18 protein-coding genes and 1 riboswitch are annotated in these 17,628 nt (G+C 64.5%); of the genes, 11 read left to right on the top strand and 7 right to left on the bottom strand.

Annotation, left to right across the window (positions count from 1 at the left end; translation table 11 throughout):
• Window positions 1–83 precede the first annotated feature (83 nt).
• From BST27_RS08880 to BST27_RS08870, 3 genes are all read left to right on the top strand, one after another.
• Complete coding sequence (locus tag BST27_RS08880) at window positions 84–833, top strand: PP2C family protein-serine/threonine phosphatase (protein ID WP_069420518.1); 750 nt, start codon at window positions 84–86, stop codon at window positions 831–833.
• 113 nt (window positions 834–946) lie between these two features.
• Window positions 947–1,037, top strand: a riboswitch (glycine riboswitch).
• Between the two features lie 178 nt (window positions 1,038–1,215).
• Window positions 1,216–2,343 carry a glycine cleavage system aminomethyltransferase GcvT gene (gcvT, locus tag BST27_RS08875; RefSeq protein ID WP_069420517.1) on the top strand — a complete coding sequence of 376 codons (1,128 nt, stop codon included), beginning with the start codon at window positions 1,216–1,218 and terminating at the stop codon, window positions 2,341–2,343.
• A 13-nt stretch (window positions 2,344–2,356) separates the two neighbouring features.
• Window positions 2,357–3,739, top strand: coding sequence for an L-serine ammonia-lyase (locus tag BST27_RS08870; RefSeq protein WP_069420516.1), 1,383 nt, complete (start codon window positions 2,357–2,359; stop codon window positions 3,737–3,739).
• 32 nt (window positions 3,740–3,771) lie between these two features.
• Here the strand turns inward: BST27_RS08870 and BST27_RS32335 are convergent, their stop codons facing one another.
• The 3 genes from BST27_RS32335 to BST27_RS08860 are packed head-to-tail and all read right to left on the bottom strand — an operon-like array spanning window position 3,772 to window position 5,105.
• Window positions 3,772–3,936: an alpha/beta fold hydrolase gene (locus BST27_RS32335; RefSeq protein ID WP_156789283.1), complete on the bottom strand. Its 165-nt coding sequence runs from the start codon at window positions 3,934–3,936 to the stop codon at window positions 3,772–3,774.
• Window positions 3,923–4,171, bottom strand: coding sequence for an alpha/beta fold hydrolase (locus BST27_RS08865; protein ID WP_069420515.1), 249 nt, complete (start codon window positions 4,169–4,171; stop codon window positions 3,923–3,925). Before BST27_RS08865 ends, BST27_RS32335 begins: the two co-directional genes overlap by 14 nt.
• Before the next feature lie 13 nt (window positions 4,172–4,184).
• Window positions 4,185–5,105, bottom strand: a complete 921-nt coding sequence (locus tag BST27_RS08860; RefSeq protein ID WP_069420514.1) for an SDR family NAD(P)-dependent oxidoreductase — start codon at window positions 5,103–5,105, stop codon at window positions 4,185–4,187.
• 110 nt (window positions 5,106–5,215) lie between these two features.
• On the opposite strand from BST27_RS08860, the gene BST27_RS08855 reads away from it, so the two are divergent.
• The 3 genes from BST27_RS08855 (at window position 5,216) to BST27_RS08845 (ending at window position 9,287) form a co-directional block, all read left to right on the top strand.
• Window positions 5,216–5,773 (top strand): TetR/AcrR family transcriptional regulator, encoded by a 558-nt coding sequence (locus tag BST27_RS08855; protein ID WP_232007343.1) that lies wholly within the window; start codon window positions 5,216–5,218, stop codon window positions 5,771–5,773.
• Between the two features lie 113 nt (window positions 5,774–5,886).
• Window positions 5,887–8,124 (top strand): NADP-dependent isocitrate dehydrogenase, encoded by a 2,238-nt coding sequence (locus BST27_RS08850; protein ID WP_069420512.1) that lies wholly within the window; start codon window positions 5,887–5,889, stop codon window positions 8,122–8,124.
• A gap of 32 nt (window positions 8,125–8,156) precedes the next feature.
• Window positions 8,157–9,287: an adenylate/guanylate cyclase domain-containing protein gene (locus tag BST27_RS08845; protein ID WP_069420511.1), complete on the top strand. Its 1,131-nt coding sequence runs from the start codon at window positions 8,157–8,159 to the stop codon at window positions 9,285–9,287.
• A gap of 11 nt (window positions 9,288–9,298) precedes the next feature.
• Here the strand turns inward: BST27_RS08845 and BST27_RS08840 are convergent, their stop codons facing one another.
• A complete protein-coding gene (locus tag BST27_RS08840) occupies window positions 9,299–10,405 on the bottom strand; it encodes an NDMA-dependent alcohol dehydrogenase (RefSeq protein ID WP_069420510.1) in 1,107 nt (368 codons plus the stop codon).
• A gap of 115 nt (window positions 10,406–10,520) precedes the next feature.
• Between BST27_RS08840 and BST27_RS08835 the strand changes: the two genes are divergently transcribed.
• Window positions 10,521–11,753: an acyl-CoA dehydrogenase family protein gene (locus BST27_RS08835; RefSeq protein WP_069420509.1), complete on the top strand. Its 1,233-nt coding sequence runs from the start codon at window positions 10,521–10,523 to the stop codon at window positions 11,751–11,753.
• Entirely contained in the window at window positions 11,746–12,783 is a 1,038-nt protein-coding gene (locus BST27_RS08830; protein WP_069420508.1) for a phosphotransferase family protein, read from the top strand. Before BST27_RS08835 ends, BST27_RS08830 begins: the two co-directional genes overlap by 8 nt.
• Here the strand turns inward: BST27_RS08830 and BST27_RS08825 are convergent.
• The gene (locus BST27_RS08825) at window positions 12,780–13,820 is read right to left on the bottom strand and encodes an LLM class F420-dependent oxidoreductase (RefSeq protein ID WP_069420507.1); all 1,041 of its coding nucleotides are present in this window, start codon (window positions 13,818–13,820) and stop codon (window positions 12,780–12,782) included. The genes BST27_RS08830 and BST27_RS08825 overlap by 4 nt on opposite strands.
• A 2-nt stretch (window positions 13,821–13,822) precedes the next feature.
• The gene (locus BST27_RS08820) at window positions 13,823–14,263 is read right to left on the bottom strand and encodes a nuclear transport factor 2 family protein (protein ID WP_069420506.1); all 441 of its coding nucleotides are present in this window, start codon (window positions 14,261–14,263) and stop codon (window positions 13,823–13,825) included.
• Between the two features lie 104 nt (window positions 14,264–14,367).
• Here BST27_RS08820 and BST27_RS08815 point away from each other — a divergent pair, with 104 nt between their 5' ends.
• Genes BST27_RS08815 through BST27_RS08805 form a run of 3 tightly spaced genes read left to right on the top strand, consistent with a single transcriptional unit; the run spans window position 14,368 to window position 16,865 of the window.
• Window positions 14,368–14,931, top strand: coding sequence for a PadR family transcriptional regulator (locus tag BST27_RS08815; RefSeq protein ID WP_069420505.1), 564 nt, complete (start codon window positions 14,368–14,370; stop codon window positions 14,929–14,931).
• 29 nt (window positions 14,932–14,960) lie between these two features.
• Entirely contained in the window at window positions 14,961–15,383 is a 423-nt protein-coding gene (locus BST27_RS08810) for a cupin domain-containing protein (RefSeq protein ID WP_069420504.1), read from the top strand.
• Window positions 15,384–15,386: 3 nt separating this feature from the next.
• Entirely contained in the window at window positions 15,387–16,865 is a 1,479-nt protein-coding gene (locus tag BST27_RS08805; RefSeq protein ID WP_069420503.1) for a flavin-containing monooxygenase, read from the top strand.
• Here the strand turns inward: BST27_RS08805 and BST27_RS08800 are convergent.
• A complete protein-coding gene (locus tag BST27_RS08800) occupies window positions 16,817–17,398 on the bottom strand; it encodes a TetR/AcrR family transcriptional regulator (RefSeq protein WP_069420502.1) in 582 nt (193 codons plus the stop codon). The genes BST27_RS08805 and BST27_RS08800 overlap by 49 nt on opposite strands.
• Between the last annotated feature and the right edge of the window lie 230 nt (window positions 17,399–17,628).

Here is a 17,628-nt window from a genome sequence, read left to right as displayed (position 1 = left end):
AGTAAGCCTAATCGCTGCCCGTGCGTCATTCACCGTCGCCAATACGCAGGTGCTCGAGCACAGAAGGCTTAACGTTGTGCCTTGTGGAATTCGCGGGCGTCACCGACATCGGCCGTCATCGACGCAACAACCAGGACCGGTGGGCCGCGGATGCGGACCAGTCGCTGTTCATCGTCGCCGATGGAGTGGCGGGCAGCACCGATGGCGAACTGGCCGCCGCCCTGGTAACCGAACTGCTCCCGAGGTACGTCGCCCGCCATCTCGAACCCGACATCGAGGGCGAGACCGGCGAGACCGGCGAAACCGGCGAAACCGAGCCGGAGGCGCTCGGCCGTGCGATCGAGGATTTCTGTGACGACTTTCGTGCGTACGCGAGCACCGATGCCCGTGCCGCCGGTGCCACCAGCACCGTGGTAGCGGCGGTGATCACGGATTCTCGCCTTTCGGTGGCCCATCTGGGCGACAGCCGGGCATACCTGTTCCGCGACGGGGTATTGCAGTGCCTGACCCGCGATCACAATCTGCTGCGGGAGCTGATCGAAGCGGGCAAGGTCGACGTCGCGGACGCCGACCGGCACCCGGCACGAAACACGCTGACCCGGCATGTGGCGATGCTGCCCCGCGCGTTGCCCGACAGCTCCGCGGTGAGTCTGGAGCCCGGCGATCGGATCCTGCTGTGCAGCGACGGCCTCTACAGCGTGGTCGACAAACCGTCGTTGGAGCGGATACTGGCGTCACATCCCGTGCCCGAGGATGCTTGCACTGCTCTGGTCGAGGCCGCCAACGAGGCCGGCGGGCCGGACAACATCACCGCCATCGTCATCAATGTCTGACCACGCGGCGGCGTGACCTTCCGGTGTGACGGGCGCCTCATGACTGCACCCGTGACATGGCGCCCAGGTATGACTTATATTCGTATCAGATACACAAGTGAATCTAATGTCATTGACGCGCTGCGGGAGAACCTCCACGTCGAGGTGCCGTAGGAGCAATATCCTCCCCGGGAATCTCTCAGGCCCAAGTACCGCAGCGCCGAGGCGACTCTGGAGACAAGGCCGGCTTTGCCCGGACTTACCGAAGGTGTACGGCTGCGCCCGGTGCGCGGCCCAGACTCTCAGGTTTCAGGACAGAGCGGGGAGGGCGCACCCAGCCCGGATAGTCCGGGCCCGCCGAAACCGATTCCACCGCAACCGTTTCCAGAGACAAGGCACTGAGATGACTGTGACGATGCGCCCATGTTTGGCGGCATGTTCGCCTCTCCTCGACGAGCACCGCGCGCTCGGCGCCCGTTTCACTGACTTCGCCGGTTGGCAGATGCCGGTTCGCTACGGCAGCGAGCTCACCGAGTATCACGCCGTCCGCTCGGCCGCGGGATTGTTCGACCTGTCCCACATGGGCGAGATCGAGATCGTCGGACCCCACGCGGCGGCGGTACTCGACTACGCCCTCGTCGGCTCGTTCGGCGCCGTCAAAACAGGTAAAGCCAAGTACTCGTTGCTGTGTGCTGAGAACGGCGGCGTGCTGGACGACCTGGTGGCCTACCGACTGGCCGAACACCGCTTCCTGGTGGTCGCCAACGCGGCCAATACGGCGGCTGTTCACGCCGCACTCACCCAGCGGGCCGCCGGCTTCAATGCCACGGTCACCGACCGCTCCGCCCAGATGGCGCTCATCGCCCTGCAGGGACCCGTCGCAGAGCGGGTCCTCTGCAGGATCATCGACCCGACACACGTGCGGACGGTGACCGGGCTCAAGTACTACGCGGCCACGGAGTTGCGCATCGGCACTATGCCGATCTTGTTGGCCCGCACGGGATATACCGGTGAAGACGGCTTCGAACTGTACGTTTCCAACGACCGCGCCATCGACCTGTGGTGGCTGCTGTTGGACGCCGGTGCGGCCCACGGCGTCGTCCCGGCAGGTCTGGCTTGCCGCGATACGCTGCGAATGGAGGCGGGCATGCCGCTCTACGGTAACGAGTTGTCTTTGGAGACAAGCCCGTACGACGCCGGGCTGGGCAGGACCGTGCGGCTCGACAAGGACTTCGTGGGCCGCGACGCGCTCGCACAGTATGCCAAATGGGGACCGCTGCGGAATCTCGTGGGGCTGCAGGGCATCGGCAAGCGTGCCGCGCGGACCGGATACGCCGTGTACACGATGGGCGGTGCGCACCGAATCGGTACTGTCACCTCCGGCGCATTGTCACCCACTCTGGGCTACCCAATCGCGATGTGTTACGTCGCCGCCGGCTCAGTTGAACTCGGCTCCGTTGTCTCCGTGGACATTCGGGGCTCCGACGAACCCTTCCGCGTCGTTCCGACGCCCTTTTACTCGCGGGTCTGATCTTGAGACAGCCGTGACCATCAGCGTTTTCGATCTATTCACCGTCGGCATCGGGCCGTCCAGTTCCCATACGGTCGGTCCGATGCGCGCAGCGAACGAGTTCGTCACCACCCTGCGCAACCTTGGGCAAGTGCATTCCGTCACCACGTTGCGGGTGGACCTGTTCGGATCCCTGGCGGCCACCGGCGCGGGCCACGGCACCATGCCGGCCATCCTGTTGGGCTTGGAAGGCTTTCGACCGGAGACGATTACGACCGAGGTGAAGGAGCGCCGACTCGCCGAGATCGCCGCTACCGGCACCACATGGATTTACGGCGTCGTGCCGATCCGCTTGACCGAGCAGGATATCTGTCTCCATCCCGACGTGGTGCTACCCGCCCACCCCAACGGTATGGCGTTTACCGCCAGTGATTCTCGCGGCCGCATCCTGCACACCGAGACGTACTACTCGGTCGGAGGCGGCTTCATCGTCACCGGCGAGGCCGAATACAGCGATGACGAGTCGTCACCCTTTGCGTCTCCCTATTCGTCCGGCAAGGAATTGCTCGACATCTGCGACCAGCTCGACCTGTCGATCAGCGCGGTCGCGCTGCGCAATGAAACCTGCTGCCGCGCCGAGGAAGATGTCCGACGCAACCTCCTGCATCTGCGCGACGTCATGGTCGAGTGTGAACGCCAAAGCATCTCGCGTGACGGTCTGCTGCCGGGCAGCTTGCAGGTCCGCCGTCGCGCCAAGACGTGGTATGAGCGCCTGAGCGCCGAAGATCCCGATCGCAGCGCTGAATTCGCCCTCGACTGGGTCAATTTGGTGGCGCTGGCGGTCAACGAGGAGAACGCTTCGGGCGGGCGCATCGTCACGGCTCCGACCAACGGTGCCGCCGGAATCATTCCGGCAGTGTTGCATTACGCGACACACTACACACCCGCCGGGACCACCGACCCCGACGACGTGGCGGTGCGGTTCCTGCTCACCGCCGGGGCCATCGGATCCCTTTTCAAAGAGAGGGCCTCGATTTCGGGAGCCGAGGTGGGCTGCCAAGGGGAGGTTGGTTCTGCGGCGGCCATGGCCGCTGCCGGGTTGGCGGAGATCCTCGGCGGTACGCCCCGGCAGGTGGAGAACGCCGCCGAGATCGCTATGGAACACAGCCTGGGGCTAACCTGCGACCCGATCGCCGGCCTGGTGCAGATACCCTGCATCGAGCGCAACGCGATCTCGGCCGGAAAGGCCATCAACGCCGCGCGAATAGCGCTGCGCGGCGACGGATTTCATCGCGTGACCCTCGACGAGGTCATCGACACGATGCGCGCTACCGGCGCGGACATGCATACCAAGTACAAAGAGACGTCCGCCGGCGGGCTGGCGATCAACGTGGCGGTCAACATCGTCGAGTGTTGACCGCGAGCCCTCAAGGGGCCGCCACGATGTGCCTATGCCAGCGCCCGTCCCCGCACGGCGGCCGCCACGGCACCCGGGGCCTCCGACGGGGGAAAGTGTCCCACGCCAGGCAGTTCGGTGACTTCGGCCCGCGGTAGCAGGGTGACCGCCTCCTGCAGGACGTGGCGCCCCGACACCGGATCGTCAAGTCCCCACACCAGCCGCAGCGGACCGGTCCAGTTCCAGGGTGATCACATCGTGGTCGGCCGCGAGGTCGTCGGCGACCTGCGCGTAATCGTATGACCACGTGGGGAATCCGTGCAGCATCAGCACCGTGGGCCCGAGCCCACGGCGACGATAGGCGATGCGATGACCCCGACGACTGGTCAGGGTCTCGCATTGCGCTATCCACTCCTTGGCTTCGCGGGCCTGCGTCATGGTGGGTGAAACCATTCGTCCTCGCCGTTTATGCCGGTGTCAGCTGCGGATACATCACCCCGGTCAGCTCTTCGGACACTGCCCACAGTCGCCGCTGAAGAGCGACGTCGTGCGATTGGGCACTCGATGCCACGAGTTTCGGGTAGCCGCGCATCTGGGCGAACCCGTCCGGGCCGTAGTACTGCCCGCCGAGGACGCCCGGGTCGGTCGCGGCGCGCAACACGGGCAGCGCGCCCATGTCGGCATCTTGGAACAACGGCGCGAAGAGTGCGGTGGCCGCGACCATAGGTCGCGACATGTTCCGCGCCAATTCAGTGTTGGAGACGCCCGGGTGGGCCGCCACCGCCACTGTCCTGCCGCTGGGCGCCAACCGACGCTGCAGTTCGTAGGTGAACAGGAGATTGGCCAGCTTGGATTGCCCGTAGGCGGCGACCCTGTTGTAGCCGCGTTCCAACTGCAGGTCGTCGAAATGTATTGCGGCGCGGATGCGGTGGCCGACGCTGCTGACCGTCACCACCCGCGAACCGGGCACCGGCAGCAGGCGATCCAACAACAGGCCGGTCAGGGCGAAGTGGCCCAGGTGATTGGTGCCGAGTTGCAGTTCGAAGCCGTCCGCGGTGGTCGACTTCGGCGTGTACATCACGCCGGCGTTGTTGATCAGCAGGTCGATGCTGGAGTAGTCGGAACGCAGCTGTTCGGCGGCCTCACGCACGGACGCCAACGACGTCAGGTCGAGTTGCTGCAGTTCCACGTCGGCGCCCGGGGTGGCCGCGGTGATGCGGGCCCGCGCTTCCTTGCCTTTCTCGAGATTGCGCACGGCCAGCACGACTCGCGCGCCGTAAGCGGCCAGCGCGGCGGCGGTCTCAAAGCCCAGGCCGGTGTTCGCGCCGGTGATGATGGCGGTGCGCCCGGTCTGGTCGGGAATGTCGGTGGTGGTCCATGTCGTCATGGGAATTTCCTCGCTATGATCTCCTAAACGGGGCGACCGCTCCGCTTGGCTAGAACTATACGGAACGAGCGCCCCGTTTTGTCAATGGTCGATTCGCGAGGAGGTGTGGCTTGGCTCAACGGCCAGTGCGTGCTGACGCGGCTCGTAACCGCGCCCGCGTCCTGGAGGTCGCCTACGAGACCTTCGCGTCTGACGGGTTGTCGGTGCCGATCGATGAGATCGCCAAGCGGGCCGGCGTCGGCGCGGGCACGGTGTACCGGCACTTCCCGACCAAAGAGGCCCTGTTCCAGGCGGTGATCGCGGACCGGATGCGGCACATCATCGCTGACGGGTACGCCCTGGCGCAGGCCGAGCAGCCCGGTGAGGCGCTTTTCGCGTTCATCCGGTCGATGGTGTTGCAGTGGGGCGCCGCCGACCGTGGCTTGGTGGAGGCGCTGGCCGGCGTCGGGATCGACGTCAACAGCGCCGTTCCCGAGGCCGAGGAGGAGTTCCTGGGTTTGCTCGGAGACCTGTTGACGGCGGCTCAGCGGAGCGGCACCGCGCGCCAGGACATCACCGTGCCCGAGGTCAAGACCCTGTTGGTCGGTTGCCAGGCCATGCAGGGTTACAACGCCGAGTTGGCCGAGCGCGTCACCGAGGTGGCACTCGACGGGTTACGAACCCGATGAACACCGCACCCCGACCATCACCTGCGGTCGTCCAGCCGCGATACTGGTAGCCGCGGTTACCACGCAGGGCCCTTCAAGAAATCTGACCGACAATGCCGCCGGGAGAAAACCACATGAGCGCCGAGCAGCCGACCATCATCTACACGCTGACCGACGAGGCGCCGATGCTGGCGACCTACGCCTTCTTGCCAGTGGTGCGCGCCTTTGCCGAACCAGCAGGAATCAAGATCAAGCCGAGTGACATCTCGCTGGCGGCCCGCATTCTCGCCGAGTTCCCGGACGAACTGACCGACGAGCAGCGCGTGCCGGACAACCTTGCCGAACTGGGCAAGCTGACGCAGGAACCGGACACCAACATCATCAAGTTGCCCAATATCAGCGCCTCGGTGCCGCAGTTGGTGTCCGCCATCAAGGAGCTGCAGAAAAAGGGCTACAAGATCCCGGACTTCCCGGAGGACCCGAAGTCCGACAAGGAGCGCGAACTCCGCAAGCGTTACGCCAATTGCCTGGGAAGCGCGGTCAACCCAGTACTGCGCCAGGGCAATTCGGACCGTCGGGCGCCCAAGGCGGTCAAGGAGTATGCGCGCAAGCACCCGCACAGCATGGGTAAGTGGTCGATGGCATCGCGGACCCACGTCGCGACCATGAAGCACGGCGACTTCTATCACGGCGAGAAGTCGATGACCCTGGACCGGGCACGCAACGTGAAGATGGTGCTGAAAACCAAGAGCGGCGAGGAGCTGGTGCTCAAGCCGAAGGTGGAGCTCCTCGAGGGCGACATCATCGACAGCATGTTCATGAGCAAGAAGGCCCTGATCGACTTCTACGAAGAGCAGATGCAGGACGCGTACGAGACCGGCGTGATGTTCTCCCTGCACGTCAAGGCAACCATGATGAAGGTCTCGCACCCCATCGTCTTCGGCCACGCGGTCCGCACCTTCTACAAAGACGCCTTCGCAAAGCACCAGAAGCTGTTCGACGAACTGGGTGTCAACGTCAACAACGGCCTGGTGGATCTGTACAACAAGATCGAGTCGCTGCCCGCGTCGCTACACGACGAGATCATCCGCGACCTGCACGCCTGTCATGAGCACCGACCAGAGTTGGCGATGGTCGACTCGGCCAAGGGCATCTCCAACTTCCACTCGCCCAGCGACGTCATCGTGGACGCGTCGATGCCGGCGATGATCCGGGCGGGCGGCAAGATGTACGGCGCCGACGGGCGGCAGAAGGACACCAAGGCCGTCAACCCCGAATCCACGTTCTCCCGCATCTACCAGGAGATCATCAACTTCTGTAAGACGAACGGACAGTTCGACCCGACGACGATGGGTACCGTCCCCAACGTGGGGCTGATGGCGCAGCAGGCCGAGGAGTACGGCTCGCACGACAAGACCTTCGAGATCCCCGAGGACGGCGTCGCCGACATTGTCGACATCGACACCGGTGAAGTGCTGCTCACCCAGAATGTCGAAGAGGGCGACATCTGGCGCATGCCCATCGTCAGGGACGAGCCCATCCGTGACTGGGTGAAACTGGCCGTCACCCGGGCCCGCGCCTCCGGGATGCCGGTGCTGTTCTGGCTGGACCCCTACCGTCCGCACGAGAACGAGCTCATCAAGAAGGTCCAGACCTACCTGAAGGACCACGACACCGAGGGCCTGGACATTCAGATCATGTCGCAGGTGCGTTCCATGCGTTACACCCTGGAACGCCTGGTGCGCGGCCTCGACACCATCGCCGCGACGGGGAACATCCTGCGCGACTACCTCACCGACCTGTTCCCAATCTTGGAGTTGGGCACCAGTGCCAAGATGCTGTCGATCGTGCCGTTGATGGCCGGCGGCGGCATGTACGAGACCGGGGCCGGCGGTTCGGCGCCCAAGCACGTCCATCAGCTGCTGGAAGAGAACCACCTGCGTTGGGATTCGCTCGGCGAGTACCTGGCCCTGGGCGCCTGTTTCGAGGACATCGGCATGAAGACCGGCAACAAAAAGGCCGAGATCCTCGGCAAGACACTGGATTCCGCGATCGGCAAGCTGCTGGACAACGACAAAAGCCCGTCCCGCAAGACCGGCGAGTTGGACAACCGCGGCAGTCAGTTCTACCTCGCCATGTACTGGGCCCAGGAGCTGGCCGCCCAGACCGATGACAAGGAACTGAGCGAACACTTCGCCAAGCTCGCCGACACGTTGGCCAAGAACGAAGAGAAGATCGTCGCCGAGCTCAACGAGGTCCAAGGCAAAGAGGTCAACATCGGCGGCTACTACTACCCGGACGAGGACAAGGCCGCCGCGGTCATGCGCCCGAGCGAGACTTTCAACGAGGCCTTGGCGAAATCGCGTGAATGAACCCGGGTCGGCGGCAGGGTTGATGGGGTGACATGGCGGCTGACGTCGACATCGAGGCGTCGGGCCTGCTTGACGGCCTTGAGGGCGACGCACGCCGCGACCGGGCCGAACTGATCGCCTGGTTGCTGGACCGGGGATTCAGCCTCGAGCACATTCGCTCGTCGACCGCACCCGTGATGCTGCCCGCCTACCGGGTTCTTGGTGACGACGGGACCCTCGTCTCGGCGCGTGAGATCTGCGAGTCCACCGGGATCGACCTGACTTTGTTGCAGCGCATGCATCGTGCGATCGGCCTGCCCAGGATCGACGATCCGGACGCGGCCGTGTTGCCGCGCGCCGACGCCGAGGCGGTCAAGCACGCGAAAGCCATACTCGACCTCGGCTACGACCCCGAAGAAACGGTGGCCGTCATGCGGGTGCTGGTCCTGAGCCTGGGTCAGGCCGCGGCGATGATGCGCGAGGCGGCGCTCAAAAACCTGCTGCGGCCGGGATATTCGGAGATCGACCTGGCCCGGGCCTCCGAGCAACTCTCGGAAGTGGCGGCGCCGTTGTTGGCACCGATGATGGACGACCTGGTGCGAATGGAGCTGCGGCACACGGTCGAGATGGAGGCCGTCAACGCGGCCGAACGCGCGGCCGGAACCTTGCCGGGGGCGCGGCCAGTCAGCGTGGCGTTCGCCGACATGGCCGGATTCACCGGACTGGGCGAGGCGCTGCCGGCGGAAGACCTCGAACGTGTGGCCAGTCGGTTCGCCGAGTTGGCCCACGACGCGGCGGCCCCACCGGTGAAGTTCGTGAAGTCGATTGGCGACGCGGTGATGTTTGTGTCTTCGGACGCTGCGCTGCTGGTGCAGACCGTCCTGGAGTTGGCGGATGCAGCGGCAAACGACCTGCCGCCCTTGCGGATTGGCGTTGCTTCTGGTCTAGCCGTGACGCGGGCGGGTGACTGGTACGGCAGCGCGGTCAACTTGGCCAGTCGGGTCACCGCGAGCGCACGCCCGGGCACGGTGCTGCTCACCGCGACCACGCGCGACGAAATAGGCAGCGCCGGGGACTTCGAATGGTTCCCCATGGGAGCACGACGGCTCAAAGGTATGAGCGCCGAGGTCAAACTCTATCGGGTCGAGCGGGCGACGCGGATAGATAGCGACTCGGAAGGATAGCCGAGCCAACATCAATGAATGATGACGCCGCGAATGGTCTTGCCGTCCCGCAGGTCTTGGTAGCCCCGGTTGATGTCTTCGAGGCGGTACCTCGTGGTGACGAGTTCGTCGAGCTTCAACTGTCCCGAGTCGTAGAGCCGCAACAGCCGCACGATGTCGTATTGCGGGTTGGCGGAGCCGAATAGCGAACCCCGAATTGTCTTTTCGGTGAGGGTCAGCATGGCACCGGAAATGTGCACGGTCGCCTTCTCCGGGTTGGCGAGACCGACGACCACAACCGAGCCGCCCTTTCCGACGATGTCGAACGCCGCCGAGATCACTTCTTCCGTGACGGTGCCGACGGTGACGATGGCCTGATCCGCCATTTGACCCCAGGACAGCTCGACAACCTTCTCGGCAGCTGCGGCGGCGTCCGCAAAGGCATGTGTCGCACCGAATTTGAGCGCGGCGTCGCGCTTGAATGCGACGGGGTCTACGACGATGACGTACTTGGCGCCCGCGTGCAACGCGCCTTGGACGGCATTGATCCCGACGCCTCCGATGCCATAGATGACGGTGATGTCCCCGGCGCGGACGTTCCCGGCATAGATGGCGCTGCCCCACCCGGTCGGCACTCCGCAACCGACCAGGACCGCGCTTTCCAACGGCAGCCACTCGTCGACTTTGACTACCGAGTGCTGAGAGATGGTGGCCTTCTGGGCGAACGTGCCGAGCATGCACATGGCGCCGTAATCCGTTCCGTCGCGGTGGAACTTGTAGGAGCCGTCCGGCATGCAGCCCTCCAGGATGGTCGCGCCCATGTCGCAAAGGCTCTGCCTGCCGGTCGAGCAGTAGCGACAGTGGCCGCAGCTGGGAATGAAGGCGCACACGACGTGGTCTCCCGGCTTCACCTTCGTCACCCCGGGACCCACGTCCTCGATGACGCCGGCGCCCTCGTGGCCGCCGACGATCGGAAATCGACAGGGCAGGTCGCCGTCGGTGAGATGCAGGTCCGAGTGGCACAGTCCAGCCGCGGTGTAGTTGATCAGGACTTCCCCCGGGCCGGGACCATCGAGGTCGAGTTCCATGATCTCGAATGGTTTGCCGACCTCGAACAGGACCGCGGCTGTCGTCTTCATGCTTCTTTTCATACGCCGACAGGATGTGCTTCGGAAGCCGCAAATGGGTCGGTGTAGGAAAGGAGCTAGGCCGTCTCAACGTCGTCGGCCGCCCTCACGAGATTCAGAGGTTCCGATGTCCTTGTTCGATGTGTCCGAGCGCGCTGCACAATACCGGTCAGATCTCCTGGCGTTCATGGATTCGCATGTCTACCCGGCCGAACCCGTCTACGACGAGCAGATGCGGGAGGCCGGTGACCCGCACTTCCATCCGCCGATCTTGGAGGAGCTCAAGACCGAAGCGCGAAAGCGGGGGCTGTGGAACCTCTTTCACCCGCATCCCGAATGGGGTCCGGGACTGACGAACCTCGAATACGCGCCATTGGCCGAGATCATGGGCCGCAGCCATCTGGCGTCTGAAGCGTGCAATTGCAGCGCCCCGGATACCGGGAACATGGAGGTGCTCACCCTGTTCGGCACCGACGAGCACAAAGAGAAATACCTCAAGCCATTGCTCAACGGCGAGATCAGGTCGGCCTTCGCGATGACCGAACCCCGAGTGGCCAGTTCCGACGCAACCAATGTCGAGATGTCGATGGTCCGGGACGGTGACGACTACATCCTCAATGGGCGGAAGTGGTTCGCCTCCAACGCGATGCACCGCAACTGCAAAGTGTTGATCGTGATGGGCAAGACGGATCCGACGGCTGCCCCGCATCGCCAGCAATCGATGATGGTGGTGCCGATCGACGCACCCGGCGTCACCGTCATGCGCAATTTGTCGGTCTTTGGCTATCAGGACCGCGAAGGCCATGCCGAAATCGACTTCCACGATGTGCGGGTGCCGGCCAAGGATGTGCTGAAGGGCGAGGGTGAGGGCTTCGCGATCAGCCAGGCCCGACTGGGACCCGGTCGCATCCATCACTGCATGCGCGCCATCGGCATGGCCGAACGGGCCCTGGAACTCATGTGTAAGCGAGCGCAAGCGCGGGTCACCTTCGGCAAGCCGATCAGCGAAAACGCCAACATCCGGGACTGGATCGCCGAAGCCCGCATCGAAATCGAGATGATCCGGCTGCTGACCCTCAAGGCCGCCTATCTGATGGACACGGTCGGCAACAAGGAAGCGCGGACGGAGATCGCGGCGATCAAAGTGGCCGCGCCCAACATCGCGCTCAAAATCGTCGACCGCGCCATCCAGGTCCACGGCGGCGGCGGGGTGACCGACGACTTCCCCCTGGCGATGGCGTGGGCCCACCTGCGCACCTTGCGACTGGCCGACGGGCCCGACGAGGTGCACAAACGCACCATCGCCAGCCAGGAGCTACGCAAGTACCGGGACGGCGCGGCCCATGGCTCCCATGCCTGACGCGAAGCACATCCCGGGCGTCGACGTCGAGGCGGTGTCGCGCTGGCTGGCCGCGCTGGAAATCGACGTCAAGCCACCGCTGCAGTTCCTGCGGGTGGGGCTCGGCCAATCCAACCTGACCTATCGCGTGACGGACGCGGACGGGCGCGCTTGGGTGCTGCGGCGACCACCCTTGGGCCACCTGCTGGCATCGGCACATGACGTGGTCCGTGAGGCCAGGATCATTGCCGCCTTGGCCGACACCGACGTACCGGTCCCGCAAATCCTCGGTGTCACAACGGATCCGGAGTTCTCCGACGTGCCGCTGGTGCTGATGGAGTTCGTCGATGGTCTGGTGATCGACACCATGGAGATCGCCGAATCGTTGACCCCGCAACGGCGTCGGCAGACCGCCTTGTCAATGCCGCACACCCTGGCCAAGATTCACGCCGTCGACCTCGCGGAGGTGGGTCTCGAAGACCTGTCCAGTCACAAGCCCTATGTGCAACGCCAACTCAAACGGTGGGCGGGCCAGTGGGAGCTGTCCAAGACCCGCGAGCTGCCGGAACTTGACGCCCTGACGCGTCGGCTCGTCGCCGCCGCTCCCGAGCAACGCGAACTCGCCTTGGTGCATGGGGATTTTCATCTCCGCAACCTGATCACCTCACGGGAGAACGGTGAAATCGTCGCGACCTTGGACTGGGAGTTGTCCACCCTTGGCGATCCACTGGCGGACATGGGCACCCTGCTCACCTTCTGGGTGGAACCGGGCGAGACGACCGGCGGTGACTTTGCGCCGTCGACGTTGGAGGGCTTTCCGAATCGCGCCGAGATGGCGCGGCTCTATCTGGAGGAGACCGGCCGAGATGCGGCCGCCCTGCAGTACTACCACGTGCTCGGGCTGTGGCGGCTGGCGATCATCGCCGAGGGCGTCATGCGCCGCGCGATGGACGAGCCGCTCAACAAGGCGGCGTCCGGGACGCCCACTGCCGAGCGGATCGATGCCCTGGTGCACAAGGGCATCGAAATCGCCGACGCCGCAGGGATTTAGTCGACCAACCCGCGGAGTTCCTCGATCAACTTCACCCGTTCAGCCAGTGAGCCCGCGATGGGCGCAACGGTCAACGTGGTAACGCCGGCCTCGCGGAACGCAGCCACCCGTTCTTTGACGAATCCCGGCGAACCGATCAAGTTGATGTCGCGGACGAGCTCGTCGGGCACCACCTTGGCGGCGCCTTCCTTGTCGCCCGACAGGTACAGCTCCTGGATGCGGTCGGCCTGCGGCCCGTATCCGTACTTGGTGGCCAAGGCGTGGTAGAAGTTCTTGCCTTTGGCGCCCATTCCGCCGATGTACAGTGCCAGGTGCGGCTTGACGAATTCGCGTAGTGGCTCGACGTTTTCGCCGATGGCCAGCGAGGGCCCGGCATACACCTCGAGGTCGCCGAGCGCGGGGTCGCGCTTGGCCCGCCCGGCGGCCAGTGCTTCGCCCCATACGTCCCCGGCCTTCTCGGGCAGGTAGAAAATCGGCTGCCAGCCCTCGGCGATCTCGGCGGCCAACTCCACGTTCTTCGGCCCGAGCGCCGCGATCAGTATCGGAATCCGTTCCCGCACAGGCTTGTTGATGAGCTTCAACGGCTTGCCCAAGCCGGTTCCCCGCTCGGGTGGCAGCGGGACGGTGTAGTACTTGCCCTGGTACTGGACACGCTCACGGCGCCACACCTGACGGCAGATCTCGATGGCTTCGCGGGTGCGGCCGATCGGCGCGTCGTAGGGCACCCCGTGGAAGCCCTCGATGACCTGCGGACCCGAAGCGCCCAGGCCCAAGATGAACCGGCCGTCGGAGACGTAGTCCAGACCGGCCGCCGTCATTGCGGTCAGCGTCGGCGTCCGCGTGTACAGCTGCAGGATGCCCGACGCCAGTTCGACCCGTTCGGTGCTGGCGGCCAGGTAGCCGAGCGCGCTCACAGCGTCGAACGAATACGCCTCCGGGACGAACACCACATCCAGGCCGGCGCGCTCCAGGTCGGCCACGTCGGCGGCGACGTCCTTGAAGCCGCCGGCGTAGTTGATCGAAAGGCCGATTCGCATGGTCAGACCCCCTGCGCGCCGGCGAACTCGACAGCCTCCTGCTGGATCCGGTCGAACTGCGCGCCCATCAACTCGGCCAGCGCCTTGGCGCCCGACAGGGGGCGCACCATGACCATCAACTGGTCGATCAAGCCGTCATCGTTGAAGTGCAGGAAGTCGCAGCCGGTGATCTTCATCCCCGGCACGCCGACGAGTCCGGTCTCGAACACCAGAGCGTGGTCGCGGCCCTTGTCGTCGCCGATTTCCCGGACGTAGCGGAAGTCCTCGAAGACCCGCAGCACGCCGCGCAGAATCGCGGCGGTGATCGGTTTGCCGGCGTAGGGCTTGAACGCAACCGGGCTGGTGAACACCACGTCATCGGCCAGCAAAGCAAGCATGGCGGACTCGTCGCGCTCCTCGACCGCCTTGCGGAACGGATTTTGAGAGCTCACGAAACCTCGCATAGTCAACTTGTTGAGTAGGTCTGCTTGACGTTAGAGCCTGTTGGCGCAGGTGTCTATGCGTTGTTAGTCACTTTGTTGACTATTGCTTGTTGTACGATCGCCCGATGTCGCTCCGCGATGCAGTGATGGCCGCGCTCCTGGAGGGCGAAGCGTCCGGATACGACCTGGCCAAGCGATTCAATGCCTCCGTTGCCGACTTCTGGACGGCTACCCCGCAGCAGTTGTACCGCGAGCTGGATCAACTCGCCCAGCGCGGCTTGATCCAGGCGCGTGTTGTTCATCAGGAGCGCCGGCCCAACAAACGGATGTACTCACTCACCGAGGCCGGCCGGCAAGCCATTCACGACTTCACCGCCCGGGCACCGAAACCTTCCGTGTTCCGCGATGAGCTGCTGGTCAAGGTCGCGGCCGTCGACGCCGGTAATGCCGTGGCCGTCCGAGACTTCGTCCTCGAGCGATTGCAGTGGGATAGAGCGAAATTGGATCGCTACGAACGATTCCGCACACGCTTGTTGGACGGCCGCACCGAACAGGAGTACTTCGCGCAGGCGGAACGAATCGGGCCCTACCTCACGCTGTTGCGTGGAATCGCGTTCGAACAAGAGAACATTCGTTGGGCCGAGCAGGCGCTGACCGTTATCGAAAGCCGGCTGCGCGTGCAAGCATGATCTCCTAGGGTCGATCAAAGGAGATATCTGTGGCGCAAAACTCAGACCACAATTGGGACCCGAATTGGGAGAAAGCCTTCACCGTGGTGCAGGAAGTCAAACCGCCATTTATCTCCCAGGACGCCCACGCCATGACGGTTGTTGTCGAATACGGGCCTGGCAGCCGCGGCGCTCCCCCGCATCGGCACCCGAGCGGTCCGGCCTTCGGCTACGTGCTCGAGGGCGAAATGCTGTTCGAGCTCGAGGGTGAGCCGCCGCGGGCGATCCGCGCCGGAGAGGCGTTCTGGGAACCGGGTGGTGACGTCATCCACTACCAGGACGGCAACAACCGAGACGACGTCAAGGTTCGTTTCGTCGTCACGATGCTTTGCGTACCGGGCCAACCCATGCTTGTTCTCGTCGACGATGACGAACTCGCGGCACGCCAGCACCTGCGGGCGTCTAATCCCTGACGCATGAGTCCGCGGATCGTCGTCATCGGCGCCGGATTGGCCGGCATCACCGCGCTCTACGTCTTTACCCGACGCGGATTCAGGGACGTGACCGTGCTCGAGAAAGGCTCCGACGTGGGCGGGGTGTGGCACTGGAATCGCTATCCTGGCCTCACCTGTGACGTGCCCTCTCAGCTCTACCAATTCGGATTTGCGCCCAAGGCCGATTGGTCGCACCTATTCGCCGAGGGTGCCGACATCCAGCGCTACCACCGCGATGTCGTGGAATCCCTGGGGTTGCGCGATCACATCCGGTTGAACACCGAAGTCGTTGCGGCACAATGGTTTGAAGAAACGGCGAGTTGGACGCTGTCCACCGCCACGGGCGAGGAACTAGAGGCCGACGTCGTCGTGTGTGCGACGGGAGTGCTCCATCATCCGGCCATTCCCGACATCCCCGGCCTGGACGAATTCAACGGCCCGGTTGTGCACACCGCACGCTGGGACGACGAACTCGACCTGACCGCAAAGGATGTCGCCGTCATCGGCACCGGATCCACCGGCGTGCAGGTCGTGTCCGCGCTGCAACCGCAAGCCGCGTCGATTGCGCACTATGTCCGTTCACCCCAATGGATCCTTTGGGCGCCAATGTCGTTGCGCCAGGGTGCGCGCGTCACCTCGCTGCTCAGGCGCTTTCCGGCCGCTCACGGTCAGTTGTATCGAACCCTGCTGCGAGTGTCCGGAATCCTGGCCGACGTCGCCACCCGGCCCTCGTGGCGACGGCGCGCGGTCCAGGACTACGCCCGGCTGTGTCTGCGTCTGCAGGTGCGCGATGACGCACTACGAAGGCGGCTGACACCCGACTACCAGCCGCTGTGCAAACGGCAGGTCGTCTCCGGAAACTATTACCGGGCAATTCAATCCGACAACGCCGAGTTGGTCACCGACCCTATCGTAGAAGTGACGCCCGCCGGGATTCGGACGGCAGACGGCAGGCACCGGCCAACCGACGTCATCGTCTTGGCCACCGGGTTCCAGTCACACAACTACATGCGGCCCATGGAGATCACCGGGCGTGACGGACTCAGCATCGACAAGGCCTGGGCCAGCGGGCCGCGGGCCTATCGAATGACCGCAATTCCCGGATTTCCCAACCTGTTTACCGTGCTGGGGCCCAACTCCCCGACCGGATCCATCTCGCTGCAATACTCGGCCGAACGAACGGCGAACTACATCGTCCACTTCCTGAACATGCTCCGCGACGGCAAAGCGTCCTCCATCGAGGTGACCGAGGAGGCGACCGACGAGTTCAACGCTGAAGTGGCCGAGGCCATGGGACCCACGGTGTGGAACACCGGATGCAATTCCTGGTACCTCACCGAGAACAACACCGTCGATCTATGGCCATATGACCGTGCGACGTTGACCTCGATGCTGGCCGCCCCAGACCTGAGTCACTTCGACATTCGCTTGGCGAGTTGGGGCGCGGGTCCTACCAGGTAGCGAGCCAGCACCGGTCGCAGCCATTCGATGAGCTCGGTGTCATCCATCTGCGCGAGCGCCGGGATGCACAGGATGTAGCGCGCCGTTGCGAGACCGAGCACCTGAGATCCCACCAAGGCGGCGCGCTCAGCGGCACGGTCGGGGACAACCGCGGCGAGGGCGGGTGCGACCCGTTCGACGAACACCCCAAGCAGTGCATCCGTAGCCGCCCGGTTGGTGGCGGCCGCACGCAGCAACGGCAGAAACGGCCCGTCCGGACCCCAGACCGCCACGAACAACGGCAGCAACACGTCGGCGATCCGGTCCGGTGGCACGGCAGACAGATCGGGGAAAGTGATATCCAACCGAGAAGCCGCGGCGAACAAATCCGCCTTGCTGCCGAAGTAGTGCATGACGAGCGCCGGATCGACACCCGCCGCCGATGCGACCGATCGGATGGTCGTCCGTTCAAAGCCTTGGTTGCCGAACTGCGACCGCGCGGCCGCCAGAATCGTCGCGCGGGTGGCTTCGCCGTCACGCACTTTCGCGGGCATACCCGGCAGTGTATTCAACAACTGTTGACACTATCAATGTCGGGGTCTAGCGTTGATTTCAACAGTTGTTGAACTCAACTTCTGCGGAGGCCGCAACCATGACCGTTACCGCCATCCAAATCGGGCTCGACCCCGACGTGATCGATTGCTCATCGCCCGACTTCGCTCAGTTCCCCGGCCTGACCAAGGAGAAGCTTCGCGCCGCCAATGACGACAACGTCGCGGCGTTG

Source organism: Mycobacterium intermedium (assembly GCF_002086275.1).
Classification (GTDB): domain Bacteria; phylum Actinomycetota; class Actinomycetes; order Mycobacteriales; family Mycobacteriaceae; genus Mycobacterium; species Mycobacterium intermedium.
This window is presented reverse-complemented; position numbering and strand designations above follow the sequence as displayed.

Coding starts and splice junctions, on each gene's coding strand:
- gcvT (WP_069420517.1), top strand. CDS start 1,216: ATGACTGTGACGATGCGCCCATGTTTGGCGGCATGTTCGCCTCTCCTC.
- BST27_RS08865 (WP_069420515.1), bottom strand. CDS start 4,171: ATGGTTTCACCCACCATGACGCAGGCCCGCGAAGCCAAGGAGTGGATA.
- BST27_RS08860 (WP_069420514.1), bottom strand. CDS start 5,105: ATGACGACATGGACCACCACCGACATTCCCGACCAGACCGGGCGCACC.
- BST27_RS08850 (WP_069420512.1), top strand. CDS start 5,887: ATGAGCGCCGAGCAGCCGACCATCATCTACACGCTGACCGACGAGGCG.
- BST27_RS08845 (WP_069420511.1), top strand. CDS start 8,157: ATGGCGGCTGACGTCGACATCGAGGCGTCGGGCCTGCTTGACGGCCTT.
- BST27_RS08840 (WP_069420510.1), bottom strand. CDS start 10,405: ATGAAGACGACAGCCGCGGTCCTGTTCGAGGTCGGCAAACCATTCGAG.
- BST27_RS08835 (WP_069420509.1), top strand. CDS start 10,521: ATGTCCTTGTTCGATGTGTCCGAGCGCGCTGCACAATACCGGTCAGAT.
- BST27_RS08830 (WP_069420508.1), top strand. CDS start 11,746: ATGCCTGACGCGAAGCACATCCCGGGCGTCGACGTCGAGGCGGTGTCG.
- BST27_RS08825 (WP_069420507.1), bottom strand. CDS start 13,820: ATGCGAATCGGCCTTTCGATCAACTACGCCGGCGGCTTCAAGGACGTC.
- BST27_RS08820 (WP_069420506.1), bottom strand. CDS start 14,263: ATGCGAGGTTTCGTGAGCTCTCAAAATCCGTTCCGCAAGGCGGTCGAG.
- BST27_RS08815 (WP_069420505.1), top strand. CDS start 14,368: ATGTCGCTCCGCGATGCAGTGATGGCCGCGCTCCTGGAGGGCGAAGCG.
- BST27_RS08805 (WP_069420503.1), top strand. CDS start 15,387: ATGAGTCCGCGGATCGTCGTCATCGGCGCCGGATTGGCCGGCATCACC.
- BST27_RS08800 (WP_069420502.1), bottom strand. CDS start 17,398: ATGCCCGCGAAAGTGCGTGACGGCGAAGCCACCCGCGCGACGATTCTG.